Origin of the sequence: Acidovorax sacchari, assembly GCF_042847045.1 — a bacterium.
Classification (GTDB): Bacteria; Pseudomonadota; Gammaproteobacteria; order Burkholderiales; family Burkholderiaceae_C; genus Paracidovorax; species Paracidovorax sacchari.
The window spans coordinates 2,700,753-2,719,212 of the sequence record NZ_AP035783.1; the positions used below are offsets into that span (position 1 = coordinate 2,700,753).

General features: G+C 70.0%; 10 protein-coding genes, 2 tRNA genes and 1 riboswitch. Of the genes, 5 read left to right on the top strand and 7 right to left on the bottom strand.

The genetic code is table 11. The features are described 5' to 3' along the window. Positions 1–173: 173 nt before the first annotated feature. Positions 174–1,271, top strand: coding sequence for a chorismate synthase (gene aroC / locus ACGHC0_RS12230; RefSeq protein WP_368355456.1), 1,098 nt, complete (start codon positions 174–176; stop codon positions 1,269–1,271). A gap of 33 nt (positions 1,272–1,304) precedes the next feature. On the opposite strand, the gene ACGHC0_RS12235 is transcribed toward aroC, so the two are convergent. The 4 genes from ACGHC0_RS12235 to ACGHC0_RS12250 form a co-directional block, all read right to left on the bottom strand. Beyond that, positions 1,305–3,578 carry a hypothetical protein gene (locus ACGHC0_RS12235; RefSeq protein WP_415268332.1) on the bottom strand — a complete coding sequence of 758 codons (2,274 nt, stop codon included), beginning with the start codon at positions 3,576–3,578 and terminating at the stop codon, positions 1,305–1,307. Positions 3,579–3,721: 143 nt separating this feature from the next. Beyond that, entirely contained in the window at positions 3,722–4,171 is a 450-nt protein-coding gene (gene nrdR, locus ACGHC0_RS12240; protein WP_013594724.1) for a transcriptional regulator NrdR, read from the bottom strand. 33 nt (positions 4,172–4,204) lie between these two features. After that, entirely contained in the window at positions 4,205–5,449 is a 1,245-nt protein-coding gene (gene glyA / locus ACGHC0_RS12245) for a serine hydroxymethyltransferase (RefSeq protein WP_368355458.1), read from the bottom strand. Between the two features lie 38 nt (positions 5,450–5,487). Continuing rightward, positions 5,488–5,646, bottom strand: a riboswitch (ZMP/ZTP riboswitch). A gap of 41 nt (positions 5,647–5,687) precedes the next feature. Next, positions 5,688–6,578, bottom strand: a complete 891-nt coding sequence (locus ACGHC0_RS12250; RefSeq protein WP_368355459.1) for a lytic transglycosylase domain-containing protein — start codon at positions 6,576–6,578, stop codon at positions 5,688–5,690. Positions 6,579–7,284: 706 nt separating this feature from the next. Here ACGHC0_RS12250 and ACGHC0_RS12255 point away from each other — a divergent pair. Both ACGHC0_RS12255 and ACGHC0_RS12260 read left to right on the top strand, forming a co-directional pair. Further along, complete coding sequence (locus ACGHC0_RS12255) at positions 7,285–11,217, top strand: DUF748 domain-containing protein (protein ID WP_415268333.1); 3,933 nt, start codon at positions 7,285–7,287, stop codon at positions 11,215–11,217. A 213-nt stretch (positions 11,218–11,430) separates the two neighbouring features. Next, positions 11,431–14,133, top strand: coding sequence for a DUF349 domain-containing protein (locus ACGHC0_RS12260; protein WP_368355461.1), 2,703 nt, complete (start codon positions 11,431–11,433; stop codon positions 14,131–14,133). A gap of 444 nt (positions 14,134–14,577) precedes the next feature. On the opposite strand, the gene ACGHC0_RS12265 is transcribed toward ACGHC0_RS12260, so the two are convergent. Both ACGHC0_RS12265 and ACGHC0_RS12270 read right to left on the bottom strand, forming a co-directional pair. Next, a tRNA-Leu gene (locus ACGHC0_RS12265) sits at positions 14,578–14,662 on the bottom strand. Positions 14,663–14,865: 203 nt separating this feature from the next. Beyond that, positions 14,866–14,950 (bottom strand) — tRNA-Leu (locus tag ACGHC0_RS12270). Positions 14,951–14,969: 19 nt separating this feature from the next. Here ACGHC0_RS12270 and rnr point away from each other — a divergent pair. Both rnr and ACGHC0_RS12280 read left to right on the top strand, forming a co-directional pair. Beyond that, positions 14,970–17,285 carry a ribonuclease R gene (gene rnr / locus ACGHC0_RS12275; protein WP_415268334.1) on the top strand — a complete coding sequence of 772 codons (2,316 nt, stop codon included), beginning with the start codon at positions 14,970–14,972 and terminating at the stop codon, positions 17,283–17,285. A 77-nt stretch (positions 17,286–17,362) separates the two neighbouring features. Then, complete coding sequence (locus ACGHC0_RS12280; RefSeq protein ID WP_415268335.1) at positions 17,363–18,127, top strand: SDR family oxidoreductase; 765 nt, start codon at positions 17,363–17,365, stop codon at positions 18,125–18,127. A 91-nt stretch (positions 18,128–18,218) separates the two neighbouring features. Here ACGHC0_RS12280 and ACGHC0_RS12285 read toward each other — a convergent pair whose 3' ends face one another. Continuing rightward, positions 18,219–18,437, bottom strand: a complete 219-nt coding sequence (locus tag ACGHC0_RS12285; RefSeq protein WP_415268336.1) for a hypothetical protein — start codon at positions 18,435–18,437, stop codon at positions 18,219–18,221. Between the last annotated feature and the right edge of the window lie 23 nt (positions 18,438–18,460).

Consider the following 18,460-nt stretch of genomic DNA (forward strand, 5'->3'; position numbering starts at 1 on the left):
GAAGCCGGTTCCCCGGGGTCTGCTGGCCTGGCCTGCTCCGCGGCCTTCTGATGGGTGAGGGCGTGTTCGTTCAAAGGCCGCGCCTGCTGGCGGATGTTTGAACTGGCTGCCTGGTGCAATGGCCCGAGTCGAATGGCCCGGCTCAGCGGATGGCTCTGGGATAATCCGGCGCCATGAGCGGCAACACACTCGGCACCATCTTCGCAGTCACCAATTTCGGTGAATCCCACGGCCCGGCCATTGGCTGCGTGATCGACGGCTGCCCACCGGGCATGGAGCTGGCGGAGGCCGACATCCAGGCGGAGCTGGACCGCCGCCGGCCGGGCACGAGCCGCCATGTCACGCAGCGCAACGAACCCGATGCGGTGGAGATCCTGTCCGGGGTGTACGAGGGCCGCACCACCGGCACGCCGATCGCGCTGCTGATCCGCAACACCGACCAGCGCAGCAAGGACTACAGCAACATCGCGCAGAGCTTCCGCCCGGGCCATGCCGACTACACCTACTGGCACAAGTTCGGCGTGCGCGACCCGCGCGGCGGCGGGCGTTCGTCGGCGCGGCTGACGGCGCCCACGGTGGCGGCCGGGGCGGTGGCGCGCAAGTGGCTGCAGGCGAAGTACGGCGTCGAGCTGCGCGCCTGCATGACGCAGCTGGGCGAGCTGGAGATTCCGTTCGAGAGCTGGGACCATGTTCCCCGCAACCCCTTCTTCGCGCCCGTGGCCGATGTCGCCCGCTACGAGGAGTACATGGACGCGCTGCGCAAGGCCGGCGATTCCTGCGGCGCGCGCCTGCGCGTGCAGGCCCGCAACGTGCCCGTGGGCCTGGGCGAGCCGCTCTACGACAAGCTCGATGCCGACATCGCGCATGCCATGATGGGCCTCAATGCCGTCAAGGGCGTGGAGATCGGCGCCGGCTTCGCGAGCGTGGCGCAGCGCGGCACCACCCATGGTGACTCGCTCACGCCCAAGGGCTTCGCCAGCAACAATGCCGGCGGCGTGCTGGGCGGCATCAGCACGGGCCAGGACATCGAGGTGTCGCTGGCCATCAAGCCGACCAGCTCCATCATCAGCCCGCGCGAATCCATCGATGTGCATGGGCAGAGCACCGAGGTGGTCACCAAGGGCCGCCACGATCCCTGCGTCGGCATCCGCGCCGCGCCCATCGCAGAGGCGCTGCTGGCCATCGTGCTGATGGACCATGCCCTGCGGCACCGGGCCCAGTGCGGCGACGTGGTGCCCGCGGTGCCGCCGATCCAGGCGTCCTTCCTGTAATCGACAGGCGGGCTGCGGCCCGGGCTCAGGGCCTCAGGGCGCCGACGCGGGCGCGGCCGGGCCGCTGGCGGCGGGCGAGGCCGGTACTGCCTGCGAGGTCGCAGCTGCATTGGCCGGCGCGGCGGGGCGGTGGTGGAACCAGCCCATGCGCCATGCCAGCACGCCCGCCACCACCAGCACCACCGCCACGCAGGCCGCCGTCCAGGCCGGCTTGCGCGACTCGGGGAACGGATCGTTCAGCATCCGGCGCACCCCGGGCGGCACGTGGGCCGTCTGCGACAGCGATCCGCCCAGGCGGGTGTTGATGCGCATCCGGCCGTTGATGGCCCAGCCGCTCGCATCCAGGATCGGGCCCAGGCTGCGCTGGCGCAGCTTGAGCCAGGCGATCAGCATGCTCGGTCCCGAGATGGCCACGATGATGCCGAGCAGCGCGATCGGTATCCAGGCGCCCAGGTCCACGAATTTCGCGAAGATGCCCACGGCGACGGCGCTCAGGCTGCCCAGGGCCACGCCCAGCGCGGCCACCGTGCCCACGTCCATGCGGCGCTGGGTGTCGGATGCGCCCGCCGGCGCCGACGGCGCCGCGGCGTTCGCCAGGGTCTTGCCAGGGGCGGTGGCCAGGTTGCCGGCCGTGGCACCCAGCGACTTCTCCACCCGGGAATCGCTCGCGGCCGCCCGCTTGGCCACCTGTTCCTCGATCATGCGCAGGAACTTCTTGTAGGGCGAGAAGAAGGCCTGGGCGATGCTGGTAGGGTTCTCGATGATCTTCGTGATGGTCGCATCCCAGTCCAGGCCGTCGCGGTCGTAGAACACGCCATTGCGGCCGACGAAGAGGAAATCGACATCCCCGGCCGTGAAGGCCGCGACGATGCCCATCTTCCGGCCCTTGCGCGTGCAGTCGCAGTAGGCGAGGTAGGTCTTGGCCAGCCCCGCCAGCTTGGCGTGGCGGCCCGCGTCGGCCACCTGCACCGTCAGGTCGCAGCTGCGGGCGTCCAGGTAGAGCGTGCCCGCCTGGAAGATCGCCCCCTCGCGCTGGTAGAAGGCCGAGAACGAGACGAAGTTGTTCAGCAGCCGAAGCAGGTCCCGCTTGAAGCGCAGCAGCTTTTCCAGGGCCAGCGTGTGGCCGTTGTGCGCCTTTTCGGCCTCGTCCTGCGCGATCAGCGCCATCACCCGTTCGCGCACGCCGCTGCCGTGCAGCTGGCGCACCGTATCGGCATCGAGTGCGTCCAGGTGGGTCGCGGGGCGTGCCGACAGCTGCTTCAGGCAGGGCTGCAGCGCCTCCAGCGTGCGCTTCCAGTCCGCCTCCGACAACGACGCGCGCGCTGTTTCGCCCAGCAGCGGCACCAGGGCCTTGTCGCGCAGCGCCTGCACGGCGCCGGCCCAGGCGGGATTGATGCCGCGTTCCAGCGGCAGGGTGCCATCGGGCGTGAAGGGCGCCAGCGGCAGGGCCGCCACGGCGTCGGAGGCGGGCGAGAGCTCCAGCCGTGCCAGCGCGGCATAGTCGTCGTCCGACGGGTGCATCGCCGTGCGCACGCGTGGGTCGTAGGCGGCCAGCCGTGCCCGCGTGAAGAAGTCGTCCACCTTGTGGCGCACCGCCTGCACGGCCTGGGCTGCCTGCAGCGTGCGGTCTCCGAGCGGCATTCCCTCCGGATGCGCCTGCACCCCGTCCGCCCATTGCTGCAGCGCGTCCACCTCGGCGAAGAATGCCTCTGCCGTCTTGCGGTCCACCCCCGCCGGCTGGTCGGCCACCGCCGGCACGCTGCCGTGGGTAGCCATGATGCGCTCCAGCGCCTCCCGGGCCTCCGCATCGTCCTCTGCCGTGGCGGGAGACACCACGCCGTCGCCATTGAAGCGCTGGGCATTCAGCTTCTCGCTGCGCGCCAGCACCTCGTCCAGGGTGATGGATTCCGCATCCTCGCGCCCCGCCAGTGCCAGGATGCGCCGGGCCTGCTCGGCCAGGGCCGCTCCGTCCTCGGTGGAGCCGTCCAGGGCCGAGAGGGCCAGCGCAGGTCCCGGCCGGGCCAGCTCATCCGGATCGCGCAGCCGTTCGCAGGCCCACGCGCAGGCCGCCAGCAGTTCGGGCGGGCGGATGCGCCCGTCGCCGTCGGTATCGATGAGGTCGAGCGTGCGCGGGTCGAACTCCACGCCCCGCGTGGGGCAGGCCAGCGCCACCCAGAGTTTCTGGTCCAGTTCGGCCAGGTGCGCGATGTCCGCGCCCGTGCGGATGATGACCTGGTCCACGCCGCCGGCGCGGAAGAATTGCCATGGATGTGCGGAAGACGGGGAAGTCGGTGCGTCGGACTGCATGGATCAATGCGGGGGATCGGGGAAGGGGCCAGGCTGTCGCCGCAGGCGCGGCCGGGCCGGTCGATTGTGCAGCGCGTGCGGCGCCCCGTGCGTAGGACCACGGCCGACGCGCCGTGCCTGGCCGGCACCGCCGGGCACGCAGCCTACTTGCGCACCTCGTCCACGAGCGCCCGGAACTCGTCGATGTCCTCGAAGCTCCGGTACACGCTCGCGAAGCGGATGTAGGCGACCTTGTCGAGTTTCTTGAGCTCGCGCATCACCAGTTCGCCGATGCGGCTGGACAGCACTTCGCGCTGCCCGAGGTTGAGCAGCTTTTCCTCGATGCGCTCGATGGCGCTGTCGATCTGCGTGGTGCTCACCGGCCGCTTGCGCAGCGCGATGCTGAACGAGCCGATGAGCTTGCTGCGGTCGTATTCGATGCGCCGGCCGTCCTTCTTCACCACGTTGGGGAAGCTGACTTCCGGGCGCTCATAGGTCGTGAAGCGCTTGTCGCAGGCCCCGCACTGCCGGCGCCGCCGCACGAAGTCCCCGTCCTCGGCCACGCGCGTCTCGACGACCTGCGTCTCGGGGTGGCTGCAGAACGGGCACTTCATTGCGGGGGCGGCGGTCTCGAGGCTGCGCTGCGGTCAGCGATAGACCGGGAAGCGGCTCGTGAGCGCGTGCACCTTCTCGCGCACCGCGGCCAGGTTGGCTTCGTCGTGCGGGTTCTCCAGCACGTCGGCCACCAGGTTCGCGGTGATGCGCGTTTCCTCTTCCTTGAAGCCGCGCGTCGTGATCGCGGGCGTGCCCACGCGGATGCCGCTCGTCACCATCGGCTTTTCCGGATCGTTCGGGATGGAGTTCTTGTTGATGGTGATGTGGGCCTGGCCCAGTGCCGCTTCGGCCGCCTTGCCGGTGATGCCCTTGGCGCGCAGGTCCACCAGCATGACGTGGCTTTCGGTGCGGCCGCTGATGATGCGCAGGCCGCGCTCGATCAGCGTCTCGGCGAACACCTTGGCATTCTTCGCGACCTGCTGCTGGTAGGCCTTGAACTCGGGCGTCAGCGCTTCCTTGAAGGCCACGGCCTTGGCGGCGATGACGTGCTCCAGCGGGCCGCCCTGCAGGCCCGGGAAGATGGCGGAGTTGATCGCCTTCTCGTGTTCGGCCTTCATGAGGATGATGCCGCCGCGCGGGCCGCGCAGGCTCTTGTGCGTCGTGGAAGTGACCACATCGGCGAAAGGCACGGGGTTGGGGTACTCGCCCGCGACCACGAGGCCCGCATAGTGGGCGATGTCCACCCAGAAGATGGCGCCGACTTCCTTGGCGATCTTCGCGAAGCGTTCGAAATCGATGCGCAGGGAATAGGCGGATGCGCCGGCGATGATCAGCTTGGGCTTGTGCTCGCGGGCCTTGGCTTCCAGCGCGTCGTAGTCAATCTCTTCCTTCTCGTTCAGGCCGTACGACACGATGTTGAACCACTTGCCGCTCATGTTGAGCGGCATGCCGTGCGTCAGGTGGCCGCCTTCGGCGAGGCTCATGCCCAGGATGGTGTCGCCGGGCTTCAGGAAGGCGAGCAGCACGGCCTGGTTGGCCTGCGAGCCGGAATTGGGCTGCACGTTGGCGGCATCGGCGCCGAAGAGCTTCTTCACGCGGTCGATGGCCAGCTGCTCGACCACGTCCACGTTCTCGCAGCCGCCGTAGTAGCGCTTGCCGGGATAGCCTTCTGCGTACTTGTTGGTGAGCTGCGAGCCCTGGGCCGCCATGACGGCGGGCGAGGCGTAGTTCTCGCTGGCGATCAGTTCGATGTGCTGCTCCTGGCGCAGGTTCTCGGCCTGGATGGCGGCCCACACTTCGGGATCGGCTTGTTCGACAAGAATATTGCGTTGGTACATGGCGTGGCAGTCCTGTGAATGGTGTCCCTTGGAAAAACAAGGGCTGCCCAGGCGAACGGCGGAACACAACGGGCCCTGCAGCCCGTGCGGCACGCTTCCCAGTGGTTCGCAGGATGAAGTGCCTGCCGGTTTCCACGTCAGCGGCGGTGCCCGCCTTCGCGGATGCACCGCGCCTATCGCCAGTCGCGTACCCCTCGAGTGTAGCGGACGGCAGGGCGGGATGGCACCGCCGCGAGCGTCAGAGCCCCGGGGTGAGCATCGCGAGCTTGTCCTCGCCCGAGGAAACGGCGGGCGACGCATCGGCGGTACCCGCGGCCTTGGCCGGCAGCGTGGTCTGCGCCGGGGCCTGGGTGGACAGCATCGGGGGCGTCGTCGCGGGAGCGGCCGGCGCAGGCGGCGTGAAGATCGGCACGTTGCGGCCGTTGGCCACCTGGCGCAGGCGCATGTGCTCCGCCATGACCTTGATCGCGTACCCGCCGTCATCGGCCAGGTTGGCCGCGCCCACGTAGTAGCGCAGCCCGCCTTCGAGGGAGCCGGCGCGGGCGATGCATTCCTGCAGCACGCGGACCCCGACGCGCAGGTTGCTCACGGGATCGAAGGCGGCGAAATGGCCGCCGAAGTTCTCGTATTTGTCGGTGTGGACTCGCGTCATGACCTGCATCAGGCCCTGGGCGCCCACGGCGCTCTGCGCGAAGGGATTGAAGCTCGACTCCACGGCCATGATGGCCAGGATGAGCGTGGGATCGAGCTTGGTGCGGCCGCCGATCTCGTAGGCCTCGGAGACCAGCGCGGCGAGGGGTTCGGGCGCCACCCGGTACTTCTTGCTGAGCCAGAACGCGACGGCGGCCTGCTCCTTGGGCAGGTCCTTCGGGTTCGTGGCCGTGGCGCGCTCGCTGGCCTCGGGCTCCATGGGCACGCCGATCATCGCCACCTGGCGCGCCTGCAGCCAGCCCATGAGCTTTTCCTCTCCGGCCTGCCGCAGGTCCGGGCGGGCGGTGAGGGTGATCACGCCGAACGCGACCGTCAGCCCGACCAGGGCGAAACTGCTGTGGGTGATTTCGAGGAAACCGTCGATCACATCGGATGCGAAGGTCTGCACTCCGCCGATCACCCGTCCTGACGCTGTCATAGCTCTTCCTTTCTGAGTCGAGGCCTGTTGCGGGCGAACCCCGTAGTGGGGTCTCCCGTGCCAGGCATCTCGCCTGGATTGGTACGCCATCCAGTTCCCGTGGAAACAGCCTGCGCAGCGGTGCAGGGGGAACGACTTCGCCGGATTCGGCAGCGATGGAGATAGTGGTCAGCCTCGGTTTTCGAAGCTGGCGGATTCTAGGAGGGGTCCAAATGCCGGGTCAATACTAAGGCTGCTATCCATTAGATCAATTTATTCTAAAAAGCATGGATGCAAACACAGCTTTCGGGTCTCGAACAATGCTTTCGTGCACTCGACCGTGAAACCCTTGTGACACTCCTCGCGAGTGAGGAAGTTTTGGACAATCGCAATGGTGCGATCGATTGCAAATATCGTTTGGACGCACCCCGCGGATTGGGTAAATTGGAGGCGTCTGGCAGTGACCAGGCATCGCCCGACGAAGCGGAAACCACCATCCATGTGGCATGCAGTGCCCTGGTTGGGCAGGTGGAATCTTCCACGGCAAACCCTCGGAGGCAATACCTTGCCTCCTGCCCCATGGACGCTCACCCTCCATGGCGCAAACGATGGCAAAAGACCGTTGTGTCAGCCGTCAAGCCCGGCAGTGGCCAGCAGGCCCTGCCGGGCTTTCTGTTTTTCACCTTGTTACGCTTTGCCGGCCTGCCCATCTGCTGCAATTCCGGCCATGGGTGCAATCGAATCAAATGTGGAGCCGGCGAAGGATCCCGCAGGCGGACGCCGGCATGCTCGCAGGGCCGCTGCCGCCATCGCCGCGCGCTGGGTAGCCGCCGGCATCGCCTTGCTGCTGCTGGTGTGGGGGTTGGCCTGGCTGGCCGTGCCGCCCCTGGTGCGCTGGGGGCTGGAGCGCTGGGGCAGCGGTTTCGTGGGACGCGCCGTCACGGTGGGAAAGGTGGATTTCCGCCCCTGGACGCTGGAGCTCACCGTGCATGACATCGCCCTGGCGGCAGCGGCTCCCGGTGCGCCTGCCCAGGCAGAAATCCGGCGCCTCTATATAGACATGGAAATGCAGTCCCTGGTGCGCCGGGCGCCGGTGCTGGACGCTCTGGAAATCGACGCACCGCGGCTGCGCGTGGTCCGCGGACAGGATGGCCGCTACGACATCGACGACCTGCTGCAACTGGGCGCCGCGCGCCCGGCAGGCGGGGAAAGTGGTGGCGGCGCCCGGTTCGCGCTCTATAACCTGGCGCTGCGCGATGGCGCGGTCGAGTTCACCGACCGGACGACGGGCCAGACGCACCGGTTGACGGGATTGGAGCTCGGCATCCCCTTTCTCAGCAACCTGCCCGCCGATCGGCAGGTCACGGTGACGCCGCGGCTCGCTTTCAGCCTGGATGGAAGCACCTTCGATACCGGAGCGCGCAGCACGCCGTTCTCGGAAGACCGCAATACGCAGGCCCGGCTGCGGGTCCGGGGGCTGGATCTGTCTCCACTGCGTGCCTACTGGCCCGCGGGAGCGCCCCTCCGGCCGCAGGCCGGGACGCTGGAGGCCGAACTGGACATCGGATTCCTCCAGGGGCCGGAGCCGCGCCTGACCGTGGGCGGGCATGCGCGCCTGTCCGGCGTTCGCCTGGACGGGCCGCCGGGCTCCGGGGCCGTCGCGTTCCAGGCGCTGGATGTCCATGCGGCATCGGTGGAGCCGCTGCGCAGGTCGGTGCACCTGGCTTCGGTCGAGTGGTCCGGGCCGGACGTCGCGGTGCGGCGCGACGCCCGGGGGCAGTGGGACTGGGCCGCCGCGGCGGGTGCCGGCAGCACGCAGGGCGCTCCGGCCGCCACGCCGAGCGGCGGTGCGGGCCCGCCTTCCGGGGCCTGGCAGGTGGCGATAGACCGGTTCGTGGTCCGGGAAGGGCGCGTGGCGTGGCGCGACGAGGGCGCGGCCCGCCCGGTCGCCATGGCATGGGAGGGCGTCCATGCGCAAGCGCAGTCGCTGTCCTGGCCGTGGAAGGGAGGGATTCCGTTCCGGCTGCAGGCCCGCATGCGGCCCGCCGCCGCCGGGGACGACGGCAGGTCCGGCGCCACCGGGCGTGCGGAGGCACCCACCACGCTGCGGGTGGCGGGCACCGCGTGGCCCGGCCGGGGGCAGGTGGCGGCATCACTGCGCGGCCTGCCGCTTTCGGCTGTCGAGGGCTATGCGGCAGGTGTGTTCGCGCCGCGCGCCGGGGCGTACATCGAGACCGACGCCGGTGTCGCCTGGAACCACGCCAACGGTGCCCTGGTGGCGAAAGTGGCGCGCTTCGTGGCGGATGGGGTCACGCTGGCCTGTCCGGCCGGCGGGCCGTGTGCCGCGCCATCCGCCGAGGCAGGCCGTCCGCCGGACGGCACGGCAACGCCGCCGGGCGCATGGGTGCAGGCAGAGCGGCTGGAACTGGAGAATGCGTGGATCGACGTGCCCGCCCGCGCGGTGTCCGTGGAGCGGGTCCTGGCCCGGGCACCGCGGCTGCGGGCGGAGCGCGACGCGCAAGGGCGCTGGATGTTCGATGCCTGGCCGCTGCAGGGCGCGGCCGACCGGGGCCCTTCCCGGGAGGCGCGGCCGGCAGATGGCGGTACTCCCTGGTCCGTCCGGCTCGGCGAGGTGTCGGTGGAGCGCGGGGCGGTGGCCTTGCGCGACGCGGTGCCGGCATCCCCGGTGGATCTGCGCTGGTCCGCCATCGCGCTGCAAGCCCGTGGGCTGCGCTGGCCGCAGGCGGCCACCGGTCCGGCTGCGCCGGTGCAGTTGTCCCTGTCCGGGCAGTGGGACGCCGGCCGGCGCGAACCCGGCCGCCTGGCATACGAAGGCCGGCTGACGATGGCTCCGCTGGCCGTGCAGGGCCGCCTGCAGGCCCAGCGGTTGCCGCTGCACCTGCTGGAGCCGTATGCCGCCCCGTGGCTGAACGTGCGCATCGTGCGGGCCGAAGCGGGTTTCGAGGGCGACGTGGACTATGCCGCGACGGCCGCGGGAGCGAAGGCCTCGTTGCGTGGCAATGCCGCGCTGGACGAGGTGCGCGTACGTGCGCCCGCCCCGACCCCGGCCCTGGTGCCGGCAACGGATGCGGGATCTCCGCCCGCACAGCCCCGGGGCGAGGAACTGCTGCGCTGGCGCAATCTGGCGCTCCAGGGCGTGCAATGGGAGATGGCGCCCGGCGCGCCCTCGCGCGTGGATGTACGGGAAACGGCATTGCGGGATTTCTTCGCGCGCATCGTGTTGCAGAAGAACGGGCGGCTCAACCTGCAGGACCTGGTCCGCAGCCCGGATGTCTCCTCCGGGCCGGAGCCTGTGCCCGGGCCCGCTCCGGCCCAGGCCGCCGCCAGCGGGGCCGCCGGGGTCCGCCCCACGGCCACCGGCGGTGCGGCCACCGACCCGGCAGCCCGGAAAGCCGCGGCGCCCCACGGCGGCCCGGTGCTGCGTTTCGGGCCGGTGGTGCTGTCCGCGGGGGCCGTGCGGTTCACCGACTACTTCATCGAGCCCAACTACTCTGCCGACCTCGGTGATCTGGCGGGACGCATCGGCGCGTTCTCCTCCGAGCCTCCGCCCGGGGGCGGGGAGCCCGCGATGGCGGAACTGGAGCTCAGCGGGAAGGCGCAGGGCTCGGCGCCGCTGGAGATCTCGGGACGCATCAACCCCCTGGCGAAGCCGCTGGCGCTGGACATCCAGGGCCGGGTGCGTGATCTGGAGCTGCCGCCGCTGTCGCCCTATGCCGTCAAGTACGCCGGCCACGGTATCGAGCGCGGCAAGCTGAGCATGGACGTGCGCTACAAGGTATTGCCGGACGGGCAGCTCACCGCCGGCAACCGGCTGGTGCTGCACCAGCTCACCTTCGGCGAACCGGTGGAGGGCGCTCCCGCCAGCCTGCCGGTGCGGCTGGCTGCGGCGCTGCTGGCGGACAGCAACGGGGTGATCGATCTGGACCTGCCCATCAGCGGCTCGCTCAATGATCCCCAGTTCAGCCTCGGACCGGTGATCATGCGGGCCATCGGCAGCCTGGTCCTGAAGGCCGTGACCTCGCCGTTTTCGCTGCTGGCCAAGGCCTTCGCCGGCGGGACGGCGGAGCAGGGGGCCGTGGCTTTCGCACCCGGCAGCGCGATACTGGATGCCGCGGCCCTGCAGGGGCTGGACAAGATGGCGCAATCGCTGCGCGACCGGCCGGCCCTGCAACTGACCGTGACGGGCCATGCCGTGGCGGAATCCGAGGAAGACGGCTGGAAGCGCGAGCGCCTGCGTTCACAGGTGCAGGCGCTGCAGCAGCGGCGCCAGCCCGCGCGCGCGGATGCGGGCGTGCAGGGCGCACCGCTGGCCCCGGGTGGTCCGGATGCGGCCCAGGCGCATGCCTATGCCGATGCGCTGCGGGAGTTCTACCGCCGCATGGACATCCCCAAGCCCCGCAACCTGCTGGGCATGGCACGCGACATTCCCGTCCCGGAGATGGAGGCGTTGCTGCTGGCCCAGATGAAGGTGCCCGAGGGCGCCCTGCGCGAACTGGCCCAGGCGCGCGCGGTGGCGGTGCGCGACGAACTGGCGCGCCGCGGTGTGCCGCTGGAGCGGCTGTTCGTGGCGGCTCCGCGCGTGGATGCACGCGGAGAGGGCGCCGCGCCGCAGGCGCAACTGGCCCTTTCCGCGCGCTGAAGCGGTGTGCGGAGGGTGGTTGTACCCGCGCGGCCCGGCCCCATATGGCATGCTCGGGCCGCATTCCGGGCCTCCGTTTCCCGGCCGCGGCAGGCGTATCTCCGGACCGGCGGACAAAACCGGGCCAAAATAGCGCCTTCGACGCTGGCCGGGCCGTGACCCCGGCGTACGGGCGCTGGTGCTTCCGGCACCTGGCCCCTCCTGACCAGAACCATGTTTCCTTTTTCTTCTCGCAACAAAATGTCTGACGCCCCTGAAGTGACCCCGGCCCCGGCCAAAGCCTCCGAGCCGCATCCGCTGGACGCGTTGACGGGCGGGGCCTTTTCCGCCGCCACGTCGGGCGAGCGTGCCTCGCGCATCCGCGACTGGCTGGCCACCCAGCCCACGCCCGAGCAGTTGCAGGAAGTGTTCAAGGAACTCAGCGGACGCGACAAGGGCGCGGCCCGTGCCGTGCGCGAGCGCCTCGACGAGATCCGCCGCGCCAAGGGCCAGGAAGCCATCGCTGCCGAATGGGCCGACAAAGCCACCGCGTTGCTCGATGCTTCCCGCTTCCACATCGCGGACGCGCTCGCCTGGCAGCGCGATGCGGCCAAGGCCGGTGCGCCGCTGTCCCGCGAACCCCTTGCGTCGCTCAAGGCCCGCCTGGCCGAGCGCATGAAGGTCATCGAGGACCTGCAGCACCGCGTGCAGGTACAGCGCGAGGCGGCCGTGCTCCTGGCCCAGCGTATCGACGTGCTCTCCACCAAGCCCTGGCGCGACGCGCAGGCGGCGCTGGAAGCGCTGCGCGCCGACGTCGAGCGCTGGCAGCAGCAGGCAGACGAACTGTCGGGCGACCCTGCCTGGCCCAGCGTCGAGGCCCGCTTCCCGCCCCAGCTGGAGGCCTCCCGCACGCAACTCCTCGTGGTGTGGAACGCCTTCCAGCCGGCCATCGCACAGGCCGCAGCGGCTGCCGAGAATCCCGAGGCGCCGCTGCCCCCCGTGCCGGTGTGGGCGGAGGAACTGCGCATCGCGCGCGGCGGCGAGCCGCTGGCCGAGACGGCGGCTTCCGGTGCTGCGCCGGCTGCCCCCGCCCGCGCGGCGGCCAAGACCGATCCGGCGGTGCGCGAGAAAGCCGAACAGGCCGTGCGCGCCGCGCTGGCCAGGCTGCAGGAAGAAACCGCCCAGGGCCACGGCAAGGCGTCCGCAGGTGCGGCCACGGCCCTGCGCACCGTGCTGAAGCAGCACGGCCGCCATATCGACACGGCCCTGGAGCACGACGTGCACACCGCGCTCGTCGCCGCGGGCGAACTGCAGGGCTGGCAGCGCTGGAGCGCCGACCAGGTGCGCGAGGACCTCGTGGCCAAGGCGGAGGGGCTGCTCAAGCGTCCCGAAGGCCAGGCACTGGGCGGCCGCAAGATCCAGGAAAGCCTGCGCCAGCTGCGTGAGCAGTGGAAGCAGACCGACCAGGGCGGCCCGGCGAACCATGCGCTCTGGAAGAAATTCGACGAGGCCTGCAATGCCGCCCACAAGGTGGTGGAAGCCTGGCTGGAAAAGGTGCGTTCCGACGCGGCCGAGCACAAGGCGCAGCGCCTCGCGCTGATCCAGGAACTGCAGGCCTGGACGGCCGCGCAGGCAGCGGGAGGCGCGCAGTCCGACTGGAAGCAGGTGGGCCGTGCGCTGCACCAGTTCTCCGATCGCTGGCGCGAGGGTGGCCACGTCAACGAAAAGGTCTATGCCGAACTGCAGCCGCAGTGGAAGCAGGTCATGGCCGAAGCGGCCGCGCCGCTGGAGGCAGCCCAGAAGCAGAGCCTGGCACGCCGCCATGCCATGATCGAAGAGGCCGTGGCGCTGGGCGCGGCACCGGCGCTGCGCATCGATGCCGTGAAGGCACTGCAGCAACGCTGGCAGGCCGAGGCCCAGTCCGTGCCGCTGGACCGCAAGCAGGAACAGAAGCTCTGGGATGCGTTCCGCAAGCCCATCGACGAGGCCTTCAACCGCAAGACGGCCGATCGCCAGAAGGCCGCGGGCGAAATGAGCGCCCACGACCGGGCGGTTCTGGAGGCGTCCAGGGCGGTGGAGGAGGCCAATGCGTCCGGCGATGCCCAGCGGATCCGCACGGCGCTGGCCGCGCTGGAAGCAGCCATCCGCGGCCAGCAGCAGGCGGCGGCCGATTCAGCCGCCGCCACGCAGGCTTCCGCCGCCACCGAGTCGGCCCCGGCCGAGGGCACGGAGGCGGCTGGCGATGCCGGCGCTGCGCCCGCCGCGGCGCCGAAGCCCGCTCGTCCCGTGGTGGCGGTGCGGGGCGATGACCGTCCGGGTGCCAAGCGTGATGTTCCCGCACCGGCGGGCCGCCCGGGCCGCCCCGGCGAGCGGGACCGCAGGGACGGCCGTCCGGGACGTGACGGTCGCGACGGCCGGGACGGTGGTGACCGTGGCGGCCGCTTCGGCGACCGCGATCGCACGGCGCAGGCCCGTGGCCCGCGCCTGGGCGACGCTGCCTTCCGCGCCCAGCGCGAGGCACAGGAGCACGCCCAGGCGGCGCTGCGCAGGCTGGCCGCGCAGGCGCATGGCGAAGCCCTGACCCAGCTGCTCGCGGCCTGGGAAAAGCGCGATGCATCGCAGCTGCCGTCCGCACAGGAGCTGGGATCGCAGGTGCCTGCCGGCGTGCGCAGCAGCTGGGCGCAGGCGGTGTCGTCGGGGCCGGCGGGGGATGCGTCCGAGGCATTGCTGCGTCTGGAGATGGCGGCCGAGGTGCCCACGCCCGCGGAGCAGTTGCCCGCGCGCCGCGCCCTGCAGCTGCAGCTGCTCACGCGCCGCAACGATCCGCCGCCGGCGCAGACCTGGGCCCAGGATGCCGCGCGGGTGCTCGCCAGCGCGAGCGAGCCCGGCAATGCGCGGCGCTTCCAGCAGGCGCTGAAGGCGCTGCTCAAGGGCTGATCGCCCCCTCTGCTCTGGCTGCCGGGGGCTGGTCCGTGCCTCCGGCGGGCCGCTGCACCGCTTGGCGGTGGGTGGCGAGCTACAGCAATTGCCGCCGTGCTGTCGCGGCCTGTGCCCAGCGCTCCGGGCGCATTCTGTTGGTCCTCATCTTTCGCATCGCATGCATCGCAGGGTGCATGCATCCTGTCCCTTGCCGTGGGAGGTACGGCTGCGCTCGTGTGCCAGCGGCTGGCGCGCCACGTATCTCATTGGAGGGGGGATGTATGGGCGGAGCCCCAGGGGAGCCATGGCCACGCTGCAGCATGGCTGCCTGCTGGTCTGGCGCCGACGGGAGAGTCTGGCGCCGGATAAGTCGAGCTTCCCGCGGGCATGCACATCCAGGCCGGAGGCCTGTCGCAGCCGGAAAAAGAAAAAGCCGCTGGGTAAGCAGCGGCTTTTGAATTTTGGTGCCCAGGAGAGGACTCGAACCTCCACGATGTTACTCGCTAGTACCTGAAACTAGTGCGTCTACCAATTCCGCCACCTGGGCATCTCAGGAATCCTTGAATTCTAGCGTCTTTTTTTGCCGTTCCAGGCAAGTTGACGATTTTTTTGAAAAAACTTTGGAGCCACCTGCTTCCGGGAACCTCGCGGCCTGGAGAGGCAGCCCGGTGGCTCCCACGCAAACAAAAAAGCCGCTTCACAAGGGAAGCGGCTCGATTGCCGAAAAACCGGTCTGGTTCTCGTTAAACTTGGTGCCCAGGAGAGGACTCGAACCTCCACGATGTTACTCGCTAGTACCTGAAACTAGTGCGTCTACCAATTCCGCCACCTGGGCATTTCAGGAAAGACTCAGATTGTATATCAAAAAAACCAAAGCCGTTGCAAACGTCGCGCACTCCGATGACGAAATCGAAGGCAGCGTGCAGGGCCACCGCGACGGCCACGGATTCGTGCAGCGCGACGACGGCGATGCCGACATCTACATCCCCGCGAACGAGATGCGGGCTGTGCTTCACAAGGACCGCGTGCGCGTGCGCATCGCGCGGCACGACCGGCGCGGCCGGCCCGAGGGCCGCATCGTCGAGATCATCGAACGCCCCCAGCACCCGATCATCGGGCGCCTGCTGCAGGAAAGCGGCGTGTGGCTGGTGGCGCCGGAAGACAAGCGCTACGGCCAGGATGTGCTGATCCCCAAGGGCGCTACCGGCTCGGCCAAGACCGGGCAGGTCGTGGTGGTGGAACTGACGGAGCCGCCCGCGCTGTTCGGGCAGCCCGTGGGCCGTGTCACGGAAGTGCTGGGGGAGGTGGACGACCCGGGCATGGAGATCGAGATCGCCGTGCGCAAATACGGCGTTCCGCACGAGTTCTCGCAGGAGGCGCTGGCGCAGGCCAAGGCCCTGCCCGACAAGGTGCGCGCGCAGGACAAGCGCCACCGCATCGACCTGACCGACGTGCCGCTGGTGACCATCGACGGCGAAGATGCCCGCGACTTCGACGATGCGGTGTATTGCGAGCCGGCGCGCGTCGGCCGCGCCAAGGGCTGGCGCCTGCTGGTCGCGATCGCCGACGTGAGCCACTATGTGGAGACGGGCAGCCCCATCGACGTGGACGCCTACGACCGGGCCACGAGCGTCTATTTCCCGCGCCGCGTGATCCCGATGCTGCCCGAGAAGCTGTCCAACGGGCTGTGCTCGCTCAATCCGGAGGTGGAGCGGCTGTGCATGGTGTGCGACATGCTGGTCACCGCCAAGGGCGAAGTGCATGCCTACCAGTTCTACCCGGCGGTCATGTTCAGCCACGCGCGCTTCACCTATACGGAAGTGGCCGCGATCCTCGCGAACACGCGGGGGCCGGAGGCGACGAAGCGCCGGGCGCGCGTGCAGGATTTGCTGAACCTGCACGACGTGTACCGCGCGCTGCTGTCGTCGCGGCACGCGCGTGGGGCGGTGGATTTCGAGACCACCGAGACGCAGATCGTCTGCGACGACAACGGCCGCATCGAGAAGATCGTGCCGCGCACGCGCAACGATGCCCACAGGCTGATCGAGGAGGCCATGCTCGCGGCCAATGTGTGCAGCGCGGACTTCATCGCGCAGGGTGGCCAGCCCGGGCTGTACCGCGTGCACGAAGGCCCCACGCCGGAGAAGCAGGAAATCCTGCGCAGCTACCTGAAGGCCATGGGGGTAGGCATGACGATCGGCGACGATCCGAAGCCCGGCGACTTCCAGGCCATCGCCGAGGCCACGAAGGACCGTCCGGACGCGCAGCAGATCCACACGATGCTGCTGCGGTCCATGCAGCAGGCCATCTACACGCCCGTGAACAGCGGCCATTTCGGGCTGGCCTACGAGGCGTACACGCATTTCACCAGCCCGATCCGCCGCTATCCCGATCTGCTGGTCCACCGCGTCATCAAGGCCATCCTGGGCCAGACCAAGTACCGGCTGCCGGCGCTTCCCGTGCCCGGCGAAGCCCATGCCAAGCTCGCCAAGCGGCTGGCCGCACGCGTGCCCGCGCCCACCCAGCAGCCGCGCAAGCCGCTCTCCGCCTCGGCGGCCCGGGAACTGCAGGCCTGGGAGGCCGCGGGCCTGCATTGCAGCGCCAATGAACGCCGCGCGGACGAGGCCAGCCGCGACGTCGAGGCCTGGCTCAAGTGCAAGTACATGCGCGAGCACCTCGGCGAGGAGTTCAGCGGCCTGGTCACGGCCGCGACCAGCTTCGGCATCTTCGTGACGCTGGACGCGATGTACGTCGAGGGGCTGGTGCACATCACGGAGCTGGGCGGCGAGTATTTCAAGTTCGACGAGGCGCGCCAGGAGCTGCGCGGCGAACGCACGGGCATCCGCTATGCCATCGGCACGCGGGTGCGCGTGCAGGTCAGCCGCGTGGACCTGGATGGGCGACGCATCGACTTCCGGCTGGTGCGCGAGGGCGAGGAGTCGCTGTCACCCGCGCGCGCTTCCCGCGGCCGCGGAGGGCGCGAGCCGTCGGAGCCCATGCTCCCGGCATCCGCCGATGGAGCGGGGGCAGAGCGCAGTCGCAACAAGGCCCGCAAGGGCGCTTCGCGGGCCGCCCGCCCGCAGGACGCCCCCGCGGCGCCGCGCAAGGCGGCGGCCAAGGGTTCCGGACGCCGCTCCGGGGCCGCCAAGCGGGGCAAGTCGCGCCGCTGAGCCCTGGCGGGGCGCCGGAATGCCGCGGGCGTCCGGCCCCGCCCCGGGGATGTGCATCCAGCAAGAGGACAAGATCGATGAAGGTTGCGAACGGAACGCCGCGTATCGCGGTGGTGACGGGTGCCGGCTCGGGCATCGGCAAGGCGGCGGCGCTGGCCCTGCTGGGTGCCGGCTGGTCGGTGGTGCTGGCCGGGCGCCGCGAAGCGCTGCTGCAGGCCGTGGTGGAGGAGGGGGGTGGAGCCGACCGTGCTTTGGCCGTGCCCACGGACGTTGCGGATCCGCAGGCCGTGGAGCGGTTGTTCGCCCAGGCCGTCCAGCGGTTCGGCCGCGTGGACCTGCTGTTCAACAACGCCGGGGTGGGCGCGCCTGCGGTGCCGCTGGAAGACCTGCCGATCGATGAATGGAAGCGCGTGGTGGACATCAACCTGAACGGGATGTTCTATTGCCTGCGCGAGGCGTTCCGGGTGATGAAGGCGCAGAGCCCGCAGGGGGGGCGGATCATCAACAACGGCTCGATCTCGGCCCATGCCCCGAGGCCGAACTCCATCGCCTACACGGCCACCAAGCATGCCGTCATGGGCCTGACCAAGACCGCCTCGCTGGATGGGCGCAAGTACGACATCGCGGTCGGGCAGATCGACGTGGGCAATGCGGGCACGGAACTGGCGCAGCGCATGACGCAGGGCGTACCCCAGGCCAATGGCCAGATCGCGGCCGAGCCGCTGATGGACGTGGGCATCGTCGCGCGGTCGGTGCTCTACATGGCGGAGCTGCCGCTGGAGGCCAATGTGCTGTTCCACACGGTGATGGCCACCAAGATGCCCTTCGTGGGCAGGGGATGAACTGTCCCGCCTTGCGGCGGATGGCGGAGCCTGGCGCTTGCCCGGAACGGCAGGCCTGGAGCCCCGCCGGAATCGCCGGAACGGCGGTGCTTCAGCCTGCGCAGGCAGACGCCTGCGACGGGCTGCCCTGGGAAACAGGGCTGCCCATCATGGAGGCATGGGCGGGCCGGATGCGGGACCTTGCATCGGCGTAAGCCGCCGGGAGGGCGGACGACGTGTCGGCAGGCTCGGCCGATGCCGGCGCCACGGTGTCGCCGATGTCGTCACGCTCCTGATACGACGACAGGAAAGGCCAGGTTTTGCGGATCATGTCGGGCTCCTAGAGAACGCGGG

What these genes read in the sequence shown, in the direction of transcription:
- aroC (WP_368355456.1), top strand. Translation starts at nt 174, where the DNA reads ATGAGCGGCAACACACTCGGCACCATCTTCGCAGTCACCAATTTCGGT.
- ACGHC0_RS12235 (WP_415268332.1), bottom strand. Translation starts at nt 3,578, where the DNA reads ATGCAGTCCGACGCACCGACTTCCCCGTCTTCCGCACATCCATGGCAA.
- nrdR (WP_013594724.1), bottom strand. Translation starts at nt 4,171, where the DNA reads ATGAAGTGCCCGTTCTGCAGCCACCCCGAGACGCAGGTCGTCGAGACG.
- glyA (WP_368355458.1), bottom strand. Translation starts at nt 5,449, where the DNA reads ATGTACCAACGCAATATTCTTGTCGAACAAGCCGATCCCGAAGTGTGG.
- ACGHC0_RS12250 (WP_368355459.1), bottom strand. Translation starts at nt 6,578, where the DNA reads ATGACAGCGTCAGGACGGGTGATCGGCGGAGTGCAGACCTTCGCATCC.
- ACGHC0_RS12255 (WP_415268333.1), top strand. Translation starts at nt 7,285, where the DNA reads ATGGGTGCAATCGAATCAAATGTGGAGCCGGCGAAGGATCCCGCAGGC.
- ACGHC0_RS12260 (WP_368355461.1), top strand. Translation starts at nt 11,431, where the DNA reads ATGTTTCCTTTTTCTTCTCGCAACAAAATGTCTGACGCCCCTGAAGTG.
- ACGHC0_RS12280 (WP_415268335.1), top strand. Translation starts at nt 17,363, where the DNA reads ATGAAGGTTGCGAACGGAACGCCGCGTATCGCGGTGGTGACGGGTGCC.
- ACGHC0_RS12285 (WP_415268336.1), bottom strand. Translation starts at nt 18,437, where the DNA reads ATGATCCGCAAAACCTGGCCTTTCCTGTCGTCGTATCAGGAGCGTGAC.